This is a genomic window from Vitiosangium sp. GDMCC 1.1324 (assembly GCF_003044305.1).
In the GTDB taxonomy this organism is placed as follows: Bacteria; Myxococcota; Myxococcia; order Myxococcales; family Myxococcaceae; genus Archangium.
The window spans coordinates 588803-607999 of record NZ_PZOX01000003.1 but is presented as its reverse complement, the minus strand read 5'-3'; the positions used below and the strand labels follow the sequence as shown (position 1 = coordinate 607999).

The window sequence follows — 19197 nt, the reverse complement described above, 5'->3', positions numbered from 1 at the left end:
GAAAGGGAAAACCCCCGGAGCCGTTCTCCGCCATGTCAGGGGGGCTCGGTCCGCAGCAGTTCCCGGAAGAGCACCTCCGCCACGTCTTGGAAGAGCTCGCCGGAGGCCAGGAGCCCTCCGCAGTGATGCGGCTCCCGAGCGAGCGTCAGCGCGACGCACCGGTCGAGCACCGCCTCCCAGAAGGTCTCCGAGCCGGGTGGCAGCAGGTACTCCCGGATGACACTCCGGGGCCAGGGCAGCACCGTCGTCGGGTCCGCGTCGCTCAGGCTGGTGAAGCAGTCCAGGTCCACATCCAGCAGCACCCGCTCGGCGGCCTCGAGCACTTCACGCACCGTGTCGCCTGGCGCGGGCGCGTTGTATGCCTCGGCCGCCCGGTCCACCGTGGGCACCACGACCAGGCGGTGCGAGCGTCCCCGCGAGTCCACGTACACGTCCCCGGCGTACGTCCCCTTGGGCCGGGCCCGTGCCAGCACCAGCGCGTCGCCCACCAGCCCCGCCTCCATCGCCGCGAGCACGTGATCGTAGTTGCGCACGTCCAGCGCCCACCGCGCGTGCTCGTCCAGGGCCCTCAGCCCCGCCGAGCGATCCGGCACGGCTCCCGGCGCTGCCGGCACCACCAGGTCCAGGTGCCGGTCGAGTGTCACGAGCAGCGCCGCGGGTCCATCCTCCAGCGCGCACGCCCACGAGGGAAGCGCCAGCCGGTGCGGGTCGAACACGTACGCGTCCTTCGGCCCCCGCCCGCCGCCGAGCGTCAGCCGGATGACTCCCGCCAGTCGCAGGTGTCTCTGGGAATCGTCCATCACTGGGAATAACCATCCTCGCGAGGCTCTTTGCGGGCCGCGCGCCGCTGGGAGTGTAGGCTGCGCGCGCTTCCTACCTCAAAAGGAGGGAACGCCCGGCCTCCGGGCGCCAGCCACGCATGCGCATCCTGCTCGCCGCCGCGCTCCTTGTCTCGAGCGCTCCCGTCCTCGCCCAGCAGCCCCCCGCAAAGCCCATGTCCTCCGCCTCGCAAGATGCCTTCCTGAAGGACTATGCGGAGACGCGCCGCTTCATGAGCGGACGTCCCGTCAATCCGAAGATCACCCCCGACGAGAAGACCGTCCTCTTCCTGCGCGGCCAGCCGCGCGCGCCCATCCAGACCCTCTTCGCCTTCGACGTGGCGACGGGTGAGGCGAAGGAGGTGCTCACTCCCGAGGCCATCCTCAAGGGCGCCGAGGAGACGCTCTCCCCCGAGGAGAAGGCCCGCCGCGAGCGCATGCGCGTGAGCGCCAGGGGCTTCACCTCGTACCAGCTCTCCGAGGATGGGGAGCGCATCCTGGTGCCGCTCTCCGGCAAGCTCTACCTCGTCGAGCGCGCGAGCGGGAAGTCGACCGAGCTGAAGACGGGCGAGGGCGTCATCGATCCGCGCTTCTCGCCCGACGGCAAGCAGGTGGCCTACGTGCGGGACAACGACGTGTTCCGCATCGACCTGGCCTCCAACAAGGAGACGCGCGTCACCAGTGGCGGCACCGCGGCGAAGACGCACGGCCTGGCCGAGTTCGTCGCCCAGGAGGAGATGAGCCGCTTCAGTGGCTGGTGGTGGAGCCCGGACGCGAAGTCCATCGCCTACACCGAGTCGGACACCTCGGGCGTGGAGAAGCTCTCCATCATCGACGTGATGCACCCCGAGCACGGTGCCGAGGACTACTCCTATCCGCGCCCGGGCAAGTCCAACGCGAAGGTGCGCCTGGGCATCACCCCCGTCACGGGCGGCAAGACGGTCTGGGTGCAGTGGGACGCGGAGAAGTACCCGTACCTGGCCACCGTGGTGTGGCAGAAGAAGGGCCCCCTGACGCTCCTCGTGCAGAACCGCACGCAGACGGAGGAGAAGCTGCTCGCGGTGGACGCGGTCAGCGGCAAGACGCGCGAGCTGCTCGGTGAGAAGGACGACGCCTGGCTCGAGCTGGAGCAGACCTTCCCGCAGTGGCTGGAGGATGGCAGTGGCTTCCTCTGGTACACCGAGCGCAATGGCGGCCCCGAGGTGGAGCTGCGCAACCCGGATGGAAGCCTCGCGCGCTCGCTGGTGAAGCCGGAGGCGGGCTTCCGCAACTTCGCCCGCTACGTGGAGAAGGACCGCACGCTCTACTTCGTGGGCGGCCCCAACCCCACGGAGAGCTACCTGTGGCGCGCGAAGGACGGTGGAGCCCCGGAGCAGGTGCGCCCCGGGACCACCGGTGAGGCCGCCGAGGGCGGCGCCGTCTCCAAGTCGGGCAACCTGCTCGTCATCACCCACTCGAGTCCCAAGTCGATGCCGCGCACCTACGTGGCGCGGGCGGATGGCTCCCGAGTGGGAGAGCTGCCCTCGGTAGCGGTGGAGCCGAGCTTCACCCCCATCGTCGAGTACCGCGAGGTGGGCCCGCTGAAGTTCCAGTCCTCGCTGGTGCGCCCGCGCAACGCGAAGCCCGGCCAGAAGCTGCCCGTCATCGTCGAGGTGTACGCGGGCCCCACCGTCACCGTCGTGCACAAGTCCATGGCCGCCCACCTGCTGTCGCAGTGGATGGCGGACCAGGGCTTCCTCATCGCCCGCTTCGATGGCCGGGGCACCCCGCTGCGCGGCGCGAAGTGGCAGCGCGAGGTGCGCGGAGACTTCTCCGGCGTGACGCTCGAGGACCAGGCCGCCGCCATCCAGGCGCTCGCCGCCGTGGTGCCCGAGGTGGACCTGCAGCGCGTGGGAATCGAAGGCTGGAGCTTCGGTGGCTACATGTCCGCGCTCGCTGCTCTCAAGCGTCCCGACGTCTTCAAGGCGGCCGTGGCCGGGGCCCCCGTGGTGGACTGGCTCGACTACGACACCCACTACACCGAGCGCTACCTCGGCCTGCCCCAGGAGCACCCCGACGCCTACCAGAAGAGCTCGGTGCTCACCTACGCCCGCGACACGAGCAAGCCCATCTCCCCGCTGCTCCTCATTCACGGCACCGCGGACGACAACGTCTACTTCTTCCACACGCTCAAGCTCTCCGACGCGCTCTTCCGTGCCGGCAAGTACCATGAGCTGCTGCCCCTCAGCGGCCTCACGCACATGGTGCCGGATCCGCTCGTCACCCAGCGCCAGTACGAATGGGTGATGAACCACTTCAAGCGGCACCTGACGAAGTAGCGGCGGACGGAGTCCCGGGCGCGCTCGCCCGCAAATGGAAAGGCCCGGCTCCTCTCGAGGCGCCGGGCCTTTTCTTCAGGCCACTACCGTGACGCAGTGGCTCAGGACATCAGACGGCGCGCACGTTCTGCGCCTGCAGGCCCTTGGGTCCGCGAGCCAGCTCGAACTCCACCTTCTGCCCCTCGGCCAGGGTCCGGAATCCGTCCATGTTGATGGCGGTGTGGTGGCAGAACACGTCCTCGCCACCCCCGTCCTGCACGATGAATCCGAAGCCCTTCGCATCGTTGAACCACTTCACGGTACCGGTTGCCATTGTGCTTCCTTGTCAGGAGCCGGCCGCTGGCCGACTCGTTCTCCCGTCCCCCGTCCGTCGGGTGACAAGTGAAGTTGTAGGCGGGCAGCCGAGCACCTGTCTAGTCGGCTGCCCTGTTTTTCCTGATTGGTCTCGTCTGTCCTGATTTCAAATTTCCAGCAGCAGCCGAGTGGGGTCCTCGATGCACTCCTTGACGCGCACGAGGAACTGAACGGCCTCGCGCCCGTCGATGAGGCGGTGATCATAGGAGAGGGCCAGGTACATGATGGGCCGGATGACGACCTGGCCGTTGCGGGCCACGGGGCGGTCCACGATGTTGTGCATCCCCAGGATGCCCGTCTGGGGCGGGTTGAGGATGGGGGTGGAGAGCATCGAGCCGAAGATGCCGCCGTTGGAGATGGTGAAGGTGCCGCCCTGGAGCTCCGCGAGCGTGAGCTTGTCGTTGCGGGCGCGCACGCCGTAGTCGCCGATCTTCTTCTCCAGGTCGGCGAGCGACAGGGTGTCGGCGTCACGCACGACGGGCACCACGAGGCCGCGCGAGCCGCTCACCGCCACGCCGATGTCGTAGTAGCGCTTGAAGATGACGTCCTCGCCGTCGATCTCCGCGTTGACCTGGGGGAAGGCCTTGAGGGCCTCGACGGCGGCGCGGACGAAGAAGCTCATGAAGCCGAGCTTCACGCCGTGGCGGGCCTGGAACTTCTCGTTGTGCTGCTTGCGCAGGTCCATCACCGCGCCCATGTCCACCTCGTTGAAGGTGGTGAGGATGGCGGCGGTGGACTGGGCCTGGAGCAGGCGCTCGGCGACGCGGCGGCGCAGCGGCGTCATCTTCACGCGCTCCTCGCGGTCGGCGCGCGGGCGCGGGCCGGAGGGAGCGGGGGCCGGAGCCGGAGCACGCTGGGCGGGAGCCTCGGCGGGGCGGTTGAGCTGGCCGAGCGCGTCCTCCTTGGTGATGCGTCCGCCGGCGCCGCTGCCCTTGAGCTGGCTCACGTCGAGCTTGTTCTCCTCGACGATCTTCTTGGCGGTGGGCGTGATGCGGACGTCGGACGCGGCGGCGGCGGGAGCGGAGGCGGCAGGCGCGGCGGGAGCGGCCGCGGGGGTCTGCGGAGCAGTGGCGGTGGCACCGGCGGCACCGGCCTCGATGGTGCCCAGCACGTCGCCCACGCGCACCTTGTCGCCCTCGTTGAAGGAGATGGTGCTCAGGGCGCCGGCGGCGGGAGCGGGCACGTCGATGGTGACCTTGTCGGTCTCCAGGACGACGAGGGGCTCGTCGGCGGACACCGACTCGCCCTTCTTCTTGTTCCACTTCCCGACGACGGCTTCAGTGATGGACTCGCCCAGGGGCGGGACTTTCAGTTCAACGGCCATTCTTGGTTCCTCGGAGGATGGCTTCCTCGACGATGAGCTGCTGCTCCAGGTTGTGCGTCTGGGGGAAGCCGGTGGCGGGGCTGGCGGCTTCCGCGCGCCCGATGTAGCCCAGCTTCAGTGCGCCGCCCTGACCGCGAGCCGCGGCCAGGTCGTGCAGGCGGGGGAAGACGAAGTGCCAGGCGCCCGAGTTCCGGGGCTCCTCTTGCACCCAGAAGAGCTCGGCGAGCTTGGGCATCTTCGCGACGAGGCCTGCCAGCTCGTCGAAGGGGAACGGGTAGAGCTGCTCCACGCGCACGATGGCGACGGAGGAGTCCTTGCGCTCGTCCCGGGCCTTGACCAGGTCGTAGTACACCTTGCCGGAGCACAGCAGCAGGCGCGTGACGCCGGCCGGGTCCACCTTGTCCGGGATGACCTCCTGGAAGGTGCCGGAGGCCAGCTCGTCCAGCTTGCTCGTCGCCTCGGGGCGGCGCAGCAGGCTCTTGGGCGACATGATGACCAGCGGCTTGCGCAGCGGGCGCAGCACCTGACGGCGCAGCAGGTGGAAGATTTGCGCGGGCGTGGTGGGGTAGGTGACCTGGATGTTGTCCTCGGCGCTCAGGCTGAGGAAGCGCTCCAGACGGGCGCTGGAGTGCTCGGGGCCCTGGCCCTCGTAGCCGTGGGGCAGGAGCAGCGTGAGGCCGCTGAGCCGCCGCCACTTGGTCTCCGCCGCGGCGATGAACTGGTCGATGATGATTTGAGCGCCGTTGGCGAAGTCACCGAACTGGGCCTCCCAGAGGATGAGGCCATCCGGCACGTCGAGGCTGTAGCCGTACTCGAAGCCGAGCACGCCCATCTCGGACAGGGGGCTGTTGAAGACGTCGAAGCGGGCCCTGCCGGTGGGGAACTGTCGCAGCGGCACGAACTTGTCGCCCGTCTTCACGTCGTGCAGCACGGCGTGGCGGTGGCTGAAGGTGCCGCGCTCGCTGTCCTGGCCGCTGAGGCGGATGGTGTAGCCCTCGGAGAGCAGCGTGCCGTAGGCGAGCGACTCGCCCTCGCTCCACTGCAGCTCCTCGGTCTGCAGCATGCCCTGGCGCTTCTTGAGCACCGTGCGCTCCACGTCGCGGTGGACGTTGAAGCCCTCGGGCACCTCGGACAGCTTCTTCAGGGCGCCGCGCAGCGTCTCCTTGTCCACGGCCGTGGACGCCTGCGGGGCGCTCTTGTGCAGGCCGCCCTTGTAGGGCTTCCACAGGCCTTCCAGGGCGCTCGGCTCCTTGAACTGGCTCTGCGCGCGGGCGCGGGTGAGCGCCGCGTCGAACTCCTGCAGGCAGCGCTGCTTGAGCGCCTCGGACTCCTCCGCGGGGATGCGGCTCTTCTCCGCCAGCTGCTGCGCGTAGAGCGTGCGCACGGTGGGGTGCTTGCGGATGATCTCGTACATCTCCGGCTGGGTGAACGAGGGGTCATCGCCCTCGTTGTGGCCGTAGCGGCGGTAGCACACCAGGTCGACGACGACGTCGCTCTTGAAGGTCTGCCGGTACTCGGCGACCAGGCGGGCCACGTGGATGCAGGCCTCGGGGTCATCCCCGTTCACGTGGAAGACGGGCACGTCCAGCATCTGCGCGAGCGCCGTGGAGTAGATGGAGCTGCGCGAGTCCTGCGGGTCGGTGGTGAAGCCCACCTGGTTGTTGATGACGATGTGCAGGGTGCCGCCCGTCTTGTAGCCCTCGAGCCCCGCCAGGTTGAGCGTCTCGGAGATGACGCCCTGGCCGATGAAGGCCGCGTCACCGTGGATGAGCAGCGGCATCACCTTGGTGCGCTCGGTGTCCCCGCTGCGATCCTGCTTGGCGCGCACGCGGCCCTCGACGACCGGGTCCACCGCCTCCAGGTGGCTGGGGTTGAAGGCCAGCGACAGGTGGACGCTCTGCCCGGAGCGCGTGGCGTGGTCCGAGCTGAAGCCCATGTGGTACTTCACGTCGCCGCGGCCCATGTGCTGCTTGGGATCCTGCGGGCCCTCGAACTCGCTGAAGATCTGATCCGGCTTCTTGCCCAGGATGTTCGTCAGCACGTTGAGGCGGCCGCGGTGGGCCATGCCGATGACGACCTCCTTGAGCCCCATGCCCGAGCCCACCTCGAGCATGGCGTCCAGCATGGGCACCAGGGCCTCGCCGCCATCGAGCGCGAAGCGCTTGGCGCCGATGAACTTGGTGTGCAGGAAGTTCTCGAAGCCCTCGGCGTAGGACAGCTTGGTGAGGATGTGGCGCTGCTCGTCCGCGGAGAGCTCCGTGCGGTTCTCGGCGTACTCCATGCGCCGCATCAGCCAGCGCCGCCGCTCGCTGTCGAGCATCTGCATGAACTCGACGCCGATGGAGCCGGTGTACGTGCGGCGCAGCCGGCCGAGCAGGTCCTTGAGCTTCACCCGGGCCTCGGGGAAGACGTTGGAGCTCTCCACCAACTGCTCCAGCTCGGTGGCGGAGAAGTGCTTCTCATCCACCATGCCCACGTCGGCCACGTGGTCCAGGGCCGTGCGGGGGCGGCCGAGCGGATCCAGCTTCGCGCGCAGGTGGCCGCGCAGGCGGAAGGCCGAGATGGTCTGGTCCACCCGGGCCTGCAGCTTCATGTCCTGCTCGAAGGCGACCGTGGGGGCCGTCTGGGGGGCCAGCGCCACTGCGGCGGCGGTCTTGGTGCCCTTGCCCTCCTTGGCCTCCTTGCCCGGCACTACGGGGGCAGGCGGCTCGATGAGGGTACGGTTGAAGATGGGACGGCCGGCGCCGTCGTTCCGCTCGAACAACTCGCGCCAGCTCGGGTCCACACTGGACGGATCCTCGAGATAGCGAGCGTAGAGCCCCTCGATGAAGTCGATGTTTCCGCCGGAGAGGTACGAGTCCTGGAAATTCGCCATGGCGTGCTGTCTTTTACTGGGAAGGCCGCCCCATTGGGGGGTTTTCGGCACAATTTGTTGATCAAGCGCGCCCCGCTTCGCAGCCCTTTTGGTCAGGGTGAGCAGCAGGATTCATGCGCCACGTGAGCGCAACTTCATCCGCCGTCCGGCCCCGAGCGGGACGTGGGGCTCGGGCGTGTTCCTGGCTTACCCGGGCCTCCGGGAGTGATAAACCCCCGGGTCTTCCCAATCTCTTTAGCCAGAAAGGCCTGTGCATGCTGCTGCAGGGCAAGAAGCTCCTCATTACCGGAGTGCTCACCCCCCAGTCGCTCGCCTACGGCGTGGCCGAGCACGCGCTGGAGCAGGGGGCGGACATCCTCCTCACCGGGTTTGGCCGGGCGCGCTCGCTCACGGAGCGCAGCGCGAAGCGCCTCAAGGCGGGCACCGAGGTGCTGGAACTGGACGTCACCAACTCCGCCCACTTCCCCGCCCTCACCGAGGCGCTGCGCCAGCGCTGGGGCCGGGTGGATGGGGTGCTGCACTCCATCGCCTTCGCCCCCGAGGATGCGCTGGGCGGCAACTTCCTCAACACCCCCTGGGAGAGTGCCCAGACGGCGTTCCGCATCTCGACCTTCTCCCTCAAGGAGCTGGCCGTGGCGGTAATGCCGCTGATGACCCAGGGCGGCTCCATCGTCACGCTGGACTTCGACAACCGGGTGGCCTGGCCCATCTATGACTGGATGGGCGTGTGCAAGGCGGCCCTGGAGGCCACCGTGCGCTACCTCGCCCGGGACCTGGGCCCCAAGGGTATCCGAGTCAACGCTCTGGCCGCCGGCCCGCTGGCCACCATTGCGGCCAAGGGCATTCCTGGCTTCAAGTCCCTGGAGAAGGGGTGGGGGACCCAGGCCCCCCTGGGGTGGGATGCCCGCACCAGCCACGACATGGTGGCCCGCAGCGCGTGCGCTCTCCTCTCGGACTGGCTGCCTTCCACCACGGGCGAAATGGTTCACGTGGACGGCGGCTACCACGCCATCGGTGCCCCTCCGGTCGACCCCAACCAGGACAAGGAGGGGGGCGGCGAGGCCGGCTCCCCCACCTCGGTTGGCTGATCGCTTCACGGGGGGACGAGCCCGCTCGTCCCTCTGGCATCCAGGTTTTGATCGCCCCGGCTTTTGCTGGATGGCGAGGTCACGCTACAGTCTCTTTGTTTCCTTCACCCGGGTCCCGAACTTCGAGCCCCGGGAGGAGCCCTGGGTTTGAGCGCCAACATCCTCCTCGTGGATGACAGCCCGACCGTACGTAACATCCTGAAGATCTACCTCATGAACCTGAAGATGGGGTTCGTCGAGGCAGAGGATGCGACGCGCGCGTTGCAGCTACTCCGGCTTGTGCCGGTGAAGCTGGTCATCGCGGACATCAACATGCCTGGCATGGACGGCATCACCTTCGTGAAGCAGGTTCGCGCGAGCCCACTGGCTCAGGTGCGCGACGTCCCGGTCATCCTTCTCACGGGTGAGCGCGGCGGAGACCTGCGTCAGCGAGGCGTGGAAGCCGGTGCCAATGCCTTCATCAACAAGCCGGTCTCTCATCACGACCTGACAGAGACCGTGCGCAAGTTCCTGGCCCAGAACTGAGAGCCGAGCCGTGAGCCTCCCGTCCCTGCTCCTCGTCGATGACAGTGATGCCATCCTCGCGCTCGAGCGAGCGATCCTCTCCGGCCATTACGCGCTGAACACCGCGAGCAATGGCAAGGAGGCGCTCGAGAAGGTGGCCCGCGTCCAACCGGCCGCCATCCTCCTGGACCTCTCCATGCCGGAGATGGACGGCGACGAGGTGCTCAAGCGGCTCAAGGCGGACCCCGCCACCGCTGGCATCCCCGTCATCATCATCTCCTCGGAGGCGAGCCGGGCGGAGGCCTGTCTGGCCCTGGGCGCGGAGCTCTTCCTGGCCAAGCCCTTCCGGGCCGATGAGCTGCTGAGCGCGGTGGAGAACGCGCTGGACAACGCCCGGCGCCGGGCGCGGCAGGGCTCCATGGCCCTGCTGCGGCTCACGGTGGGGGGGTTGGAGTTCGCCATCCCCCTGGACGCCGTGCGTCAGGTCATCCTTCAGCCCGCTACGCGTCAGCTGCCGCTGGGCCCGGGGTACATCTCCGAGTTCTTCGAGCTGCGGGGCCAGCCGGTCTGCGTGCTGGACCTGGCGCGCCGGTTGGAGGTCGAGCACCGGGAGACCGTCGAGGAGCGCAAGCTCGTCATCCTGGAGATCGACAGCGTGCAGCTGGCGCTGAGCGTGGACGCCGTGCAGGACCCCGAGGAGTACCAGTCCTCGGACATCGAGCGGCGCGAGCGGGTGGGTGGCTCCGAGCACGGCCAGCTCCGGGACACCCTGATGGGCATGCTCCGGGCCGGTGAGCGCTCGGTGCCCATCTTCGATCCGAAGGCCTTCGCCACGCAGGAACTGCTGCGCGAGGCCGTGGGCGTGCTGCGGCCAGCGGAGGCGGAGCGGAGCGCATGAGCTCGGGGGTGGAGTCCCAGCAGGTGCTCGCGCGGGCGCGTGAGGTCGTCTCGTCGTGCACGGGCTTCCGTGACACGGCGATCTCGCCCACGGCCGTGGACCGCGTCGTGCGCGCGGAGTTGGCGCGAGGCCGTTCCGCCATGGAGCTACTGGCGGAGCTGCAGCGCCCCGGCACGCCGCTGGCGCGCGCACTGCTGGACGCCGTGCTGGTGGGGGAGACGTACTTCTTCCGCCACCCGGAGCAGTTCCGCTTCCTGGCCAACGAGGCGGTGCCCGCGGCGCTGCGCCGGGGCGGCCTCTCCCTGCGCGGCTGGAGCGCCGGGTGCGCCTCGGGCGAGGAGACCTACTCCATCGCCGCGTGTCTGCTGAACACGGCGCCCAAGGGCGTGCGCGTGGAGGTGCTCGGCACCGACCTGCACGAGGGCCGCCTGGAGATCGCCCGCCGGGGCCTGTACGGCAACTGGTCCCGCCGCGAGGCCGGGCCGCTGCTGCATCCCCTCTATGTAGAGGTGGCCGAGAGCCGGGTGAGCATCCTCGACGCGGTGCGCTCCGTCACCCGCTTTGCCCAGGGCAACCTGCTGGAGCCGCTGCCGGAGAGTTACGGCAGCTTCGATGTCATCTTCTGCCGCAACGTGCTGACGTACTTCTCCCCGGACGCGGTGCAGGTGGCGCTGGGCCACCTGGCGCGAGCGCTCGTGCCGGGCGGCCACCTGTTGCTGGGTACGGTGGAGGTGGACCATCCGCCCGCCGGACTGGTGCGCGTGGGGCCTCCGGAGCTGCAGGCCTTCCGCCGCCCGACGCCCAAGGAGCTGACGCCTCCGCCCAGGCCCGTCGCCCGCGAGCCCGAGTCCGTCAAGATGTCCGTGCGCGCGGCGACTCCACCTCCCGCACCGCCTCCTCCCGCTCCGACAGCCGTGGGCCTCCACACGGAGGCGCTTCAGCGCATCGAGGGCGGTGACGAGGCCGGCGCGGCCACCCTCCTGGAGAAGCTGCTGCAACAGTTCCGGGACTATCTCCCCGGCATGCTGGAGCTCGCCCTGCTGCGTGAGCGCGCAGGGGCGCGCGAGGCTGCCTTCGCTCTCATGCACACCGTGCGCGACATTGCCGCCCGGCTTCCGCCGGATCAGATCATCGAGGGGCCCGAGCCACTGCCGGCCCGCTTCTACAGGGCGTCCGCTGACGCCTTCCTCACTCTGGGGGCCATTGAATGACATCCACCCACCGCGGCCCTGAGGAGGTCCAGGATCAAGAGGTCCGTACGCTCCTGGAGGAGCGCGCGACGCGCCTGCGTGGCCGGTCCGACGGCTCCGCCGACGAGACCGTTCTCATGGTGGCCGAGTTCCCCCTGGGCGAGGAGCGGTACGCGATTCCCCTGGAGTCGCTGCGCGCCGCGCTGCCGCTGCGCCTGGTGACGCCGGTGCCCCTGTCCCAGCCGCACGTCATCGGCGTGCTGCGCTACCAGGGCTCGGTGCTCGCCGCGCTCAGCCTCGCCGCGCTGATGGGTGGCCATGGTTGGCGGCAGGACCCCGCGGTGCTGCTCGTGGTGGACCGCGGCGATGGAGAGCTGTGCGCCCTGGACTGCGAGGCCATCCCGCGTCCGTTGAGCCTGCCCTCCGCGGCGGTCGAGGCGGCGCGCACCCACGCCGAGGGCCCGGTGACCGAGGTCCTCCTGTCGACCACTCGTCAAGTCATCCACCTCATTGACCTGCCGCGCCTCTTCGCGCGCGGCGCCGGGGCACGCAATGCCGGTTGACCCGATGCTGCAGAGCCTCGTGGCGGGTTTCTCGTCCGAGGCGCAGGAAGTCTGTCAGAAGGTCACCCTGGACCTGCTGGAGCTGGAGCGGGAGGGGCTCGACAACGAGGCGTTGGCCAAGGTGTACACGCGCCTGGCGCGCCACCTGCACACCCTCAAGGGCAGTGCGGCCAGCCTCGGGTTGCAGGACCTGAGCTCCATCGCGCACAAGCTGGAAGATGCCCTCGCGCCGCTGCGCAAGGACATCAAGCCCATGCCGCGGTCCATCGTGGACATGCTGCTGCACGGGTTGGACCTGTTCCTGCTCCGTGCGCAGGCCCACGCGGAGGGACGCGGCGAGGCCCTGCCGGATCCGACGGCCGCCCTGGCCCAGCTCGTGGCGGATGCGCCGCCCCCGGAGGAGGCCTCCTCCGCGTCGGCCGCACCCGCTCATGCCCATGCGCCCGCGCCTTCCGCGGCCGCCTCCCAGCCCGCTCCGTCCCAGGCGCCCATGTCCCTGGCGGACGAGGACTCGGGAGATGCCGGTTGGCGCGTGGCCGCGCACCAGGTGACGGCGCTGATGCGCGAGGTGGAGCGTCTGCGCGAGTTCCGTATGCGCCTGGAGGACCGGCTTCGTGACATCTCCAAGGCGGTGGAGTTGCTGACGGCGCGCGAACTGCTGGCGCCCACGGCCCGCGCCCGCGCGACGCTGGCGTCCGTGTCGGCTGGCGTGCGCTCGGACGGCCACGAGGCCTCGGACATCGTCGACAGCCTGGAGGAGGGCCTCAAGTCCATCACCACGCGCCCGGTGCGCACCATCCTCGAGCCGCTGCAGCGCATGGTGCGCGACCTGTCGCGCCAGCTGGGCAAGCAGGCCCGGCTCTCCGTGGTGGGCGCCGAGGTGTCGCTGGACCGCCGGCTGCTGGATAAGCTCAAGGGCGCCATGGTGCACCTGCTGCGCAACGCGGTGGACCACGGCATCGAAATGCCGGACGAGCGCGAACGCGCCGGCAAGCACCACGAGGGCGCCCTCACGCTGCGCGTGGAGCAGCAGGGCAACATCCTCTTCATGGAGCTGAGCGACGACGGGCGCGGCATCGACGTGGTGGCGGTGCGAGCGTCCGCCGAGCGCAAGGGGCTCATCACCGCGGAGGAGGGCGCGCGGATGCACGAGACGCAGATCCGCGACCTCATCTTCCGCCCCGGGTTCAGCACCCGCTCGGACGTCACCGACACCTCGGGACGCGGCGTGGGCCTGGACGCGGTGCGCGCCGCGGCCGAGTCCATGCAGGGCCGCATCGAGGTGGTGAGCACCAAGGGCTCCGGCACGCGCTTCATCCTCACCGTGCCCATGGAGCTGGGCAGCTCGCCGGTGCTCACGGTACGCGCCATCGACGCCCAGGTGGGTCTGCCCATGCTGGCGGTGGAGTCCACCCAGCTGGCCACCAAGGACAACCTGCGCATCGGCCGCCTGAAGACGCAGCTGGACTACAACGGCCAGTTGGTACCGGTGGCGGACCTGGGCGCCCGCCTGGGCCTGCGCGCCTCGGCGCCTCCGTCCGAGGGCCAGCCGCTCATCGTCGTCCAGAGTGGTGGCAAGCGCCTGGCGCTCGCGGTGGACGCGGTGGTGGGGGACCGGGACCTCGTCATCCGCCCGCTGCCCGCCGAGGTCCGGGACGTGCCCTCCTACCAGGGCGCGGCCATCCTCAGCCGCGGCGAGCTGCTGCTCATCCTCCGCCCCGGCTGGGTGGTGACTGAGTCCGCTCCGCAGACGCTGTCCATGCCCCAGAGCCGCCGGGCACTCGTGGTGGACGACTCGCTCACCGCGCGCGCTCTGCACCGCGCCATGCTGGAGGCCGGTGGTTTCACCGTGCACCTGGCCGCCAGTGGCGCCCGCGCCCTGGAGCGGTTGCAGACGGAGGAGTACGACGTGATCATCTGCGACCTCGAGATGGAGGAGATGAACGGCACCGAGCTCATCGCGAAGCTCCGCGCGCAGCCAGATACCAAGGACATCCCGTGCATCCTCGTCTCCGCCAATGACAGCGCGGGCGCTCGGGCACGCGGCCTGTCGGCGGGCGCGGATGGCTACCTCAGCAAGCGTGAGTGCGCCGCGGGCCGTCTGCTGACCGAGGTGCTGGATGTGATGAGCCGGAGAGGGGCTCGCGAATGAGTGGCGGGAAGGACCCCATCCGAGTTCTGGTGGTGGATGACTCGCCCACCATGGCGGACGCCGTCAGCTCCCTGCTGACGGATGATCCCCGTATCGAAGTCGTCGGGCGGGCCAATACCGGGAGCCGGGCGGTGACGTTGGCGCGCCTGCTGCGCCCGGACGTCATCACCATGGACCTGTTGATGCCGGACCTGGACGGCCCGGCGGCCATCATGGCCGAGGCTCCGGCGCGCATCCTCGTGGTGAGCGCCGTGGCGGACCAGCGCAACCTGGAGGTGTGCTTCCAGGCGATGAGCGCGGGAGCTCTGGAGCTCATCGGCAAGCCGTCCGTCACCAGTGGCGAGGAGCTGCGCCGCTGGGGCCGGCAGCTGGCCGAGTCGGTGTGTCTGATGGCCGAGGTACCGGTCATCTCCCGGCGCATCCGCATCGCTTCTCCTCCGCCGCCCGTCACTGGCGCCCGGGTGGACATCTTCGGCCTGGCGGCTTCCACGGGTGGGCCTCCCGCGCTGTCCGACGTGCTGTCGCGTCTGCCGGCGGATCTCCCCGTGCCCATCGTCATCGCCCAGCACATCACCGAGGGCTTCACCCCGGGCATGGTGCGCTGGCTGTCCCAGGTGACGTCCCTCAAGGTCGTCATCGGCCGCGAGGGCGACAGGCTGGAGCCGGGCCGGGTGTACTTCCCACTGGACGGGCACGACCTGACGGTGGAGGGCAACGGGGTGGTGCGGCTGACGCGCACGCGCGGCGGACCGTGCCCCTCCGGAGACCTGCTGTTGTCCTCGCTGGCTCGCACCTATGGAAGCCGCGCGGGTGGCGGCGTCCTCACCGGCATGGGCGAGGACGGGGCACGCGGACTGCTGGACATCCGCAAGGCTGGCGGCGTCACCTTCGCCCAGGACGAGGCCTCCTCGGTCGTCTTCGGCATGCCCCGGGTGGCCATCGAACTGAAGGCGGCGGACCGGGGAGTGCCCCTGTCCGCCATTCCCGACATCATCCGCATGAGCTGCCGCCGCGGCCCCATGCCCAATCGCCCTCCCGGTACGGAGGGGGTTGTTTGAGCCCGTTTGCGCGCCGGCCCGTCATGCCGGTCTCGACCTACTCCGCTGAGGAGCTTCCGTGAGCCCCAACGCCTCGAATCAATCGATGGGCCTCGGCCCCAAATTCGTCACCATCACCGCGGTCGTCAGTGTCGCCATCGCGATCCTGCTCACCGCGGTCGCCGCCCAGCGGCTGCGAAGCAACCTCATGGACAGCACCATGAGCGAGGGCAAGGCCATTGCCATCGGCTTCACGGCGGCTGCCGAGCGCGCCTCGGCCGACGGGGCCACCTCGCTCCAGCCGCTGCTGGACACGTTCCGTGACGCCGACGGCGTGGGCTACCTCTACGTGGTGGACAGCGCCAACAACGTGCTCGCCCACACCTTCGCCGGCGAGTTCCCCCAGCCGCTGCTGAGCGCCAACAGCCTGCAGCCCGGGGAGCTCACCAACGGCCAGCGCGTGAAGGTGCAGGAGCAGGTGGAGACGACGATCGACGGCAAGAAGGTGGATGTCGCCGACGTGGCCGCTCCCCTGTCCGGCGGCATGCGCGGCGTGCTGCACGTGGGCATGAAGCACGACAACGTCGGTACCCAGGTGGGCCGGCTGTGGCTCAACATGATGCTGCTGGGCCTGCTCATCGTCGCCGCGGGTGTCGCGGGCGTGGTGCTGCTCAGCCGCTCCATCGCGGGCCCGCTGCGCGAGCTCACCTCCGTGGCCGCCCACATCGTCGAGTCCGGCGACCTCACCCGTCCCATCCAGGTGTCGGCCACCGGAGAGGTGGGCCAGCTCGCCCGCTACTTCGCTCAAATGGTGGAACGGCTGAGCGCGGTGACGCAGAACCTCCAGCAGGCCGCCGAGGCCCTCAACGCCTCCACCGAGCAGCTCAACAGCTCCGCCGCCGAGCAGTCCCAGACGGTCTCCCGCCAGGCCTCCGCGCTCCAGGAGACGCAGGTCACCGCCCAGGAGATCCGCCAGACGAGTCTCCTGGCCGCCCAGAAGGCCGACTCGGTGCTCTCCGTGGCCGAGCGCGCCGACGAGCTGAGCCGCGCCGGCGAGGCCGCCCTGGAGCAGACGCTCACCGGTCTCAACGACATCCGCACCCAGGTGCAGGAGATCGCCCAGAAGATTCTCGAGCTCGGCGAGCGCACCCAGCAGATCGGCAGCATCACCCAGACGGTGAAGGACCTGGCCGACCAGTCCAACATGCTGGCGCTCAACGCCGCCATCGAGGCGGTGCGCTCGGGCGAGCACGGCAAGGGCTTCGGTGTGGTGGCCCGAGAAATCCGCGCCCTGGCCGACCAGTCCATCGAGTCCACGGACCGCGTGCGCGAGCTGCTGGACGATATCGGCAACTCGGTGGCCCTGGCCGTGCGCATCACCGAGCGCGGCTCGCAGCGCATGGAGGCGGGCCTGGAGCAGGTGCGCACCTACGGCAAGAACCTGCGCGAGCTGTCCGGCATCATCCAGGACAACGCCTCCGCGGTGCGGCAGATCGCCGCCGCCGTCGGTCAGCAGAACGTGGGCATCAATCAGATCACCACCGCCGTGAGCGACCTGTCCAAGATGATGGACGAGACCGTCGCCCGCATCGGTGCCACGGGCGAGGCCGCCACCACGCTGCAGATCATCGCCGACCAGCTCAGCAGCGCGGTGAAGGCCTACCGGGTGCAGTAGTCCGCCACTCGTAGGAAAGACGAAGGGCCAGGGGAGGGGAGACCCTCCGACCTGGCCCTTGTCGTTTCCAGCGTCCGCCGGGGTTACGCCGGGGCGGGCTCCGGAGTGGGCAGGGCCTTGAGCTTCACGCCCTCGCCCTCGACGTCGAAGCGCGCCACACCGCCGTTCGCCAGCTCGCCGAAGAGCAGCGCCTCGGCCAGCGGCTTCTTGAGCGTGTTGTCCACCAGCCGCGCCATGGGCCGCGCACCGAAGGCCGGGTCGTACCCGTTCTCCGCCAGCCACGCCCGCGCCGCCGGCGTCAGCTCCAGCTTCACGCGCTTCTCGTCCAGCATCTTCTGGAGCAGGCCCACTTCCTTGTCCACCACCTTGAGGATGACCTCGGGCGGCAGGCCGGAGAAGAGCACCCAGCCGTCCAGGCGGTTGCGGAACTCGGGCGTGAAGGTGGTTTCGATGGCCTTCTTCGCACGCGTCCCGTCCGCCACGGCCAGCTTGTCGCCGAAGCCGATGGACTTGGTGCTCATCTCCCGCGCACCCGCGTTGGTGGTGAGGATGAGGATGATGTTGCGGAAGTCCGCCTTGCGGCCGTTGTTGTCCGTCAACGTCGCGTGGTCCATCACCTGGAGCAGGATGTTGAAGAGGTCCGGGTGGGCCTTCTCGATCTCGTCCAGCACCAGCACCGCGTAGGGGTGCTTGCGGATGGCGTCGGTGAGCAGGCCGCCCTGATCGAAGCCCACGTAGCCCGGAGGCGCGCCGATGAGCCGGCTCACCGTGTGCTTCTCCGAGTACTCGCTCATGTCGAAGCGCAGGAACTCCACGCCCAGCACCACGGCGAGCTGCTTGGCCAGCTCCGTCTTGCCCACGCCCGTGGGGCCCGAGAAGAGGAAGCTGCCAATGGGCTTCTCCGGCGCGCGCAGGCCGCTGCGCGCCAGCTTGATGGCGTCCACCACCGACTTGATGGCCGAGTCCTGGCCGAAGATGACCTTCCTGAGCTCGGGCTCCAGGTTCTTGAGCTGCACGCCTTCGCTGGCGGACACGCTCTTGGCCGGAATGCGCGCCATCTTGGAGATGACGGCCTCCACGTCCGCCACCGTCACCTGTCCGGTGCGCTTGCCCTCGGGCTTGAGCCGCTCGGCCGCGCCCGTCTCGTCGATGACGTCGATGGCCTTGTCCGGCAGGAAGCGGTCGTTGATGTGCTTGGCGCTCAGCTCCGCCGCCGCCCGGATGGCCTCCGTGACGTACTTCACCCCGTGGTGGTCCTCGTAGCGGCTCTTGAGGCCCTCGAGGATGAGGATGGTGTCCTCCACGCTCGGCTCGCCCACCTCAATCTTCTGGAAGCGGCGAGACAGCGCGCGGTCGCGCTCGAAGGACGCCTTGAACTCCTGGTACGTCGTCGAGCCGATGCAGCGCAGCCGTCCGCTGGCCAGCGCGGGCTTGAGCAGGTTGGAGGCGTCCATGGAGCCGCCACTGGTGGCCCCCGCACCGACGATGGTGTGGATTTCGTCGATGAAGAGGATGGCGTCCGGGTGCTCCTGGAGCTGCTTGAGCACGCCCTTGAGGCGCTCCTCGAACTGGCCGCGGAACTTGGTGCCCGCCAACAGCGCGCCCATGTCCAGCGAGAAGATGACCGAGTTCTTCAGCGCCTCGGGCACCTTGCCCTCGTGGATGTGGAGCGCGAGGCCCTCGGCGATGGCCGTCTTGCCCACGCCCGTCTCGCCCACGTAGAGCGGGTTGTTCTTCCGGCGCCGGCAGAGCACCTGGATGGTGCGCTCCAGCTCCTTCTCGCGCCCGATGAGCGGATCGATCCGGCCCAGCTTCGCTTCCTCGTTGAGGTTGGTGGTGTAGGCCTCCAGGGGGCTCTTGCGCGGGCCTCCCTCACCCTCCTCGTCGTCACCCGCGGGCATGCCGGCGCCACGCTGCGCGCCCTCGGACTCGCCACCGCCCTCGGAGGGGGCGCCATCCTTGGAGATGCCGTGCGAGATGAAGTTGAGGAGATCCAACCGGGAGAGGCCCTCCTGCTGCAGCACGTAGAGGGCATGGCTCTCCTCCTCGCGGAAGAGCGCCACGAGGATGTCCCCGCCGTCGATGTACTTCTGCTCGGCGGACAGGGCGTGCATGGCGGCGCGGTGCAGCACGCGCTCCACGCCGATGGTCTGTTGCGGCTCGGCCTCCACCCCCTCGGGCAGACGCTCGACCGTCTCCTCCAGGAAGCCCTCCAGGCGTTCCTGCAGGCGTTTGACGTTGGCCCCGCAGCCCTTGAGCACTTCCCGGGTGCGGGTGTCCTTGGTGAGCGCGAGCAGCAGGTGCTCGAGCGTCAGGTATTCGTGCCGCATCCGGCGCGCCTCTTCCAGCGCGGTCCGGAAGCTGTCCTGCAATGCCTTGGCAATCAGCGGTCCCGCCACGG

General features: G+C 69.4%; 14 protein-coding genes. 9 read left to right on the top strand and 5 right to left on the bottom strand.

Annotated features, from left to right (window positions below):
- Positions 1-35: 35 nt before the first annotated feature.
- Entirely contained in the window at positions 36-800 is a 765-nt protein-coding gene (locus DAT35_RS11030) for a UPF0489 family protein (RefSeq protein WP_108066903.1), read from the bottom strand.
- A 119-nt stretch (positions 801-919) separates the two neighbouring features.
- On the opposite strand from DAT35_RS11030, the gene DAT35_RS11025 reads away from it, so the two are divergent.
- The gene (locus DAT35_RS11025) at positions 920-3136 is read left to right on the top strand and encodes a DPP IV N-terminal domain-containing protein (RefSeq protein ID WP_108066902.1); all 2217 of its coding nucleotides are present in this window, start codon (positions 920-922) and stop codon (positions 3134-3136) included.
- Positions 3137-3245: 109 nt separating this feature from the next.
- Here the strand turns inward: DAT35_RS11025 and DAT35_RS11020 are convergent, their stop codons facing one another.
- The 3 genes from DAT35_RS11020 to DAT35_RS11010 all read right to left on the bottom strand — a co-directional run bounded on the left by DAT35_RS11020 (position 3246) and on the right by DAT35_RS11010 (position 7689).
- Positions 3246-3449 carry a cold-shock protein gene (locus DAT35_RS11020; RefSeq protein WP_108066901.1) on the bottom strand — a complete coding sequence of 68 codons (204 nt, stop codon included), beginning with the start codon at positions 3447-3449 and terminating at the stop codon, positions 3246-3248.
- Between the two features lie 147 nt (positions 3450-3596).
- A complete protein-coding gene (gene odhB / locus DAT35_RS11015) occupies positions 3597-4814 on the bottom strand; it encodes a 2-oxoglutarate dehydrogenase complex dihydrolipoyllysine-residue succinyltransferase (RefSeq protein WP_108066900.1) in 1218 nt (405 codons plus the stop codon).
- Positions 4804-7689, bottom strand: a complete 2886-nt coding sequence (locus DAT35_RS11010; RefSeq protein ID WP_108066899.1) for a 2-oxoglutarate dehydrogenase E1 component — start codon at positions 7687-7689, stop codon at positions 4804-4806. The genes odhB and DAT35_RS11010 overlap by 11 nt, the downstream gene beginning before the upstream one ends.
- Positions 7690-7943: 254 nt before the next feature.
- Between DAT35_RS11010 and fabI the strand changes: the two genes are divergently transcribed.
- The 8 genes from fabI (at position 7944) to DAT35_RS10970 (ending at position 16796) form a co-directional block, all read left to right on the top strand.
- Positions 7944-8777, top strand: coding sequence for an enoyl-ACP reductase FabI (gene fabI / locus DAT35_RS11005; protein ID WP_108066898.1), 834 nt, complete (start codon positions 7944-7946; stop codon positions 8775-8777).
- A 147-nt stretch (positions 8778-8924) separates the two neighbouring features.
- Positions 8925-9302, top strand: coding sequence for a response regulator (locus tag DAT35_RS11000; protein ID WP_108066897.1), 378 nt, complete (start codon positions 8925-8927; stop codon positions 9300-9302).
- A 10-nt stretch (positions 9303-9312) separates the two neighbouring features.
- Positions 9313-10179, top strand: coding sequence for a response regulator (locus DAT35_RS10995; RefSeq protein WP_108066896.1), 867 nt, complete (start codon positions 9313-9315; stop codon positions 10177-10179).
- Complete coding sequence (locus tag DAT35_RS10990; protein ID WP_108066895.1) at positions 10176-11390, top strand: protein-glutamate O-methyltransferase CheR; 1215 nt, start codon at positions 10176-10178, stop codon at positions 11388-11390. Before DAT35_RS10995 ends, DAT35_RS10990 begins: the two co-directional genes overlap by 4 nt.
- Positions 11387-11932, top strand: a complete 546-nt coding sequence (locus tag DAT35_RS10985; protein WP_108066894.1) for a chemotaxis protein CheW — start codon at positions 11387-11389, stop codon at positions 11930-11932. Before DAT35_RS10990 ends, DAT35_RS10985 begins: the two co-directional genes overlap by 4 nt.
- A complete protein-coding gene (locus DAT35_RS10980; RefSeq protein WP_108066893.1) occupies positions 11922-14084 on the top strand; it encodes a hybrid sensor histidine kinase/response regulator in 2163 nt (720 codons plus the stop codon). The genes DAT35_RS10985 and DAT35_RS10980 overlap by 11 nt, the downstream gene beginning before the upstream one ends.
- On the top strand, positions 14081-15142 hold the full coding sequence (locus tag DAT35_RS10975; RefSeq protein ID WP_108066892.1) for a chemotaxis protein CheB: 1062 nt from the start codon (positions 14081-14083) through the stop codon (positions 15140-15142). Before DAT35_RS10980 ends, DAT35_RS10975 begins: the two co-directional genes overlap by 4 nt.
- An 85-nt stretch (positions 15143-15227) precedes the next feature.
- Positions 15228-16796 (top strand): methyl-accepting chemotaxis protein, encoded by a 1569-nt coding sequence (locus DAT35_RS10970; RefSeq protein ID WP_108066891.1) that lies wholly within the window; start codon positions 15228-15230, stop codon positions 16794-16796.
- A gap of 83 nt (positions 16797-16879) precedes the next feature.
- On the opposite strand, the gene clpA is transcribed toward DAT35_RS10970, so the two are convergent.
- Positions 16880-19195, bottom strand: a complete 2316-nt coding sequence (gene clpA, locus DAT35_RS10965) for an ATP-dependent Clp protease ATP-binding subunit ClpA (RefSeq protein WP_108066890.1) — start codon at positions 19193-19195, stop codon at positions 16880-16882.
- Positions 19196-19197: the final 2 nt, after the last annotated feature.

Coding starts and splice junctions, on each gene's coding strand:
- DAT35_RS11030 (WP_108066903.1), bottom strand. CDS start 800: ATGGACGATTCCCAGAGACACCTGCGACTGGCGGGAGTCATCCGGCTG.
- DAT35_RS11025 (WP_108066902.1), top strand. CDS start 920: ATGCGCATCCTGCTCGCCGCCGCGCTCCTTGTCTCGAGCGCTCCCGTC.
- DAT35_RS11020 (WP_108066901.1), bottom strand. CDS start 3,449: ATGGCAACCGGTACCGTGAAGTGGTTCAACGATGCGAAGGGCTTCGGA.
- odhB (WP_108066900.1), bottom strand. CDS start 4,814: ATGGCCGTTGAACTGAAAGTCCCGCCCCTGGGCGAGTCCATCACTGAA.
- DAT35_RS11010 (WP_108066899.1), bottom strand. CDS start 7,689: ATGGCGAATTTCCAGGACTCGTACCTCTCCGGCGGAAACATCGACTTC.
- fabI (WP_108066898.1), top strand. CDS start 7,944: ATGCTGCTGCAGGGCAAGAAGCTCCTCATTACCGGAGTGCTCACCCCC.
- DAT35_RS10990 (WP_108066895.1), top strand. CDS start 10,176: ATGAGCTCGGGGGTGGAGTCCCAGCAGGTGCTCGCGCGGGCGCGTGAG.
- DAT35_RS10985 (WP_108066894.1), top strand. CDS start 11,387: ATGACATCCACCCACCGCGGCCCTGAGGAGGTCCAGGATCAAGAGGTC.
- DAT35_RS10980 (WP_108066893.1), top strand. CDS start 11,922: ATGCCGGTTGACCCGATGCTGCAGAGCCTCGTGGCGGGTTTCTCGTCC.
- DAT35_RS10975 (WP_108066892.1), top strand. CDS start 14,081: ATGAGTGGCGGGAAGGACCCCATCCGAGTTCTGGTGGTGGATGACTCG.
- DAT35_RS10970 (WP_108066891.1), top strand. CDS start 15,228: ATGGGCCTCGGCCCCAAATTCGTCACCATCACCGCGGTCGTCAGTGTC.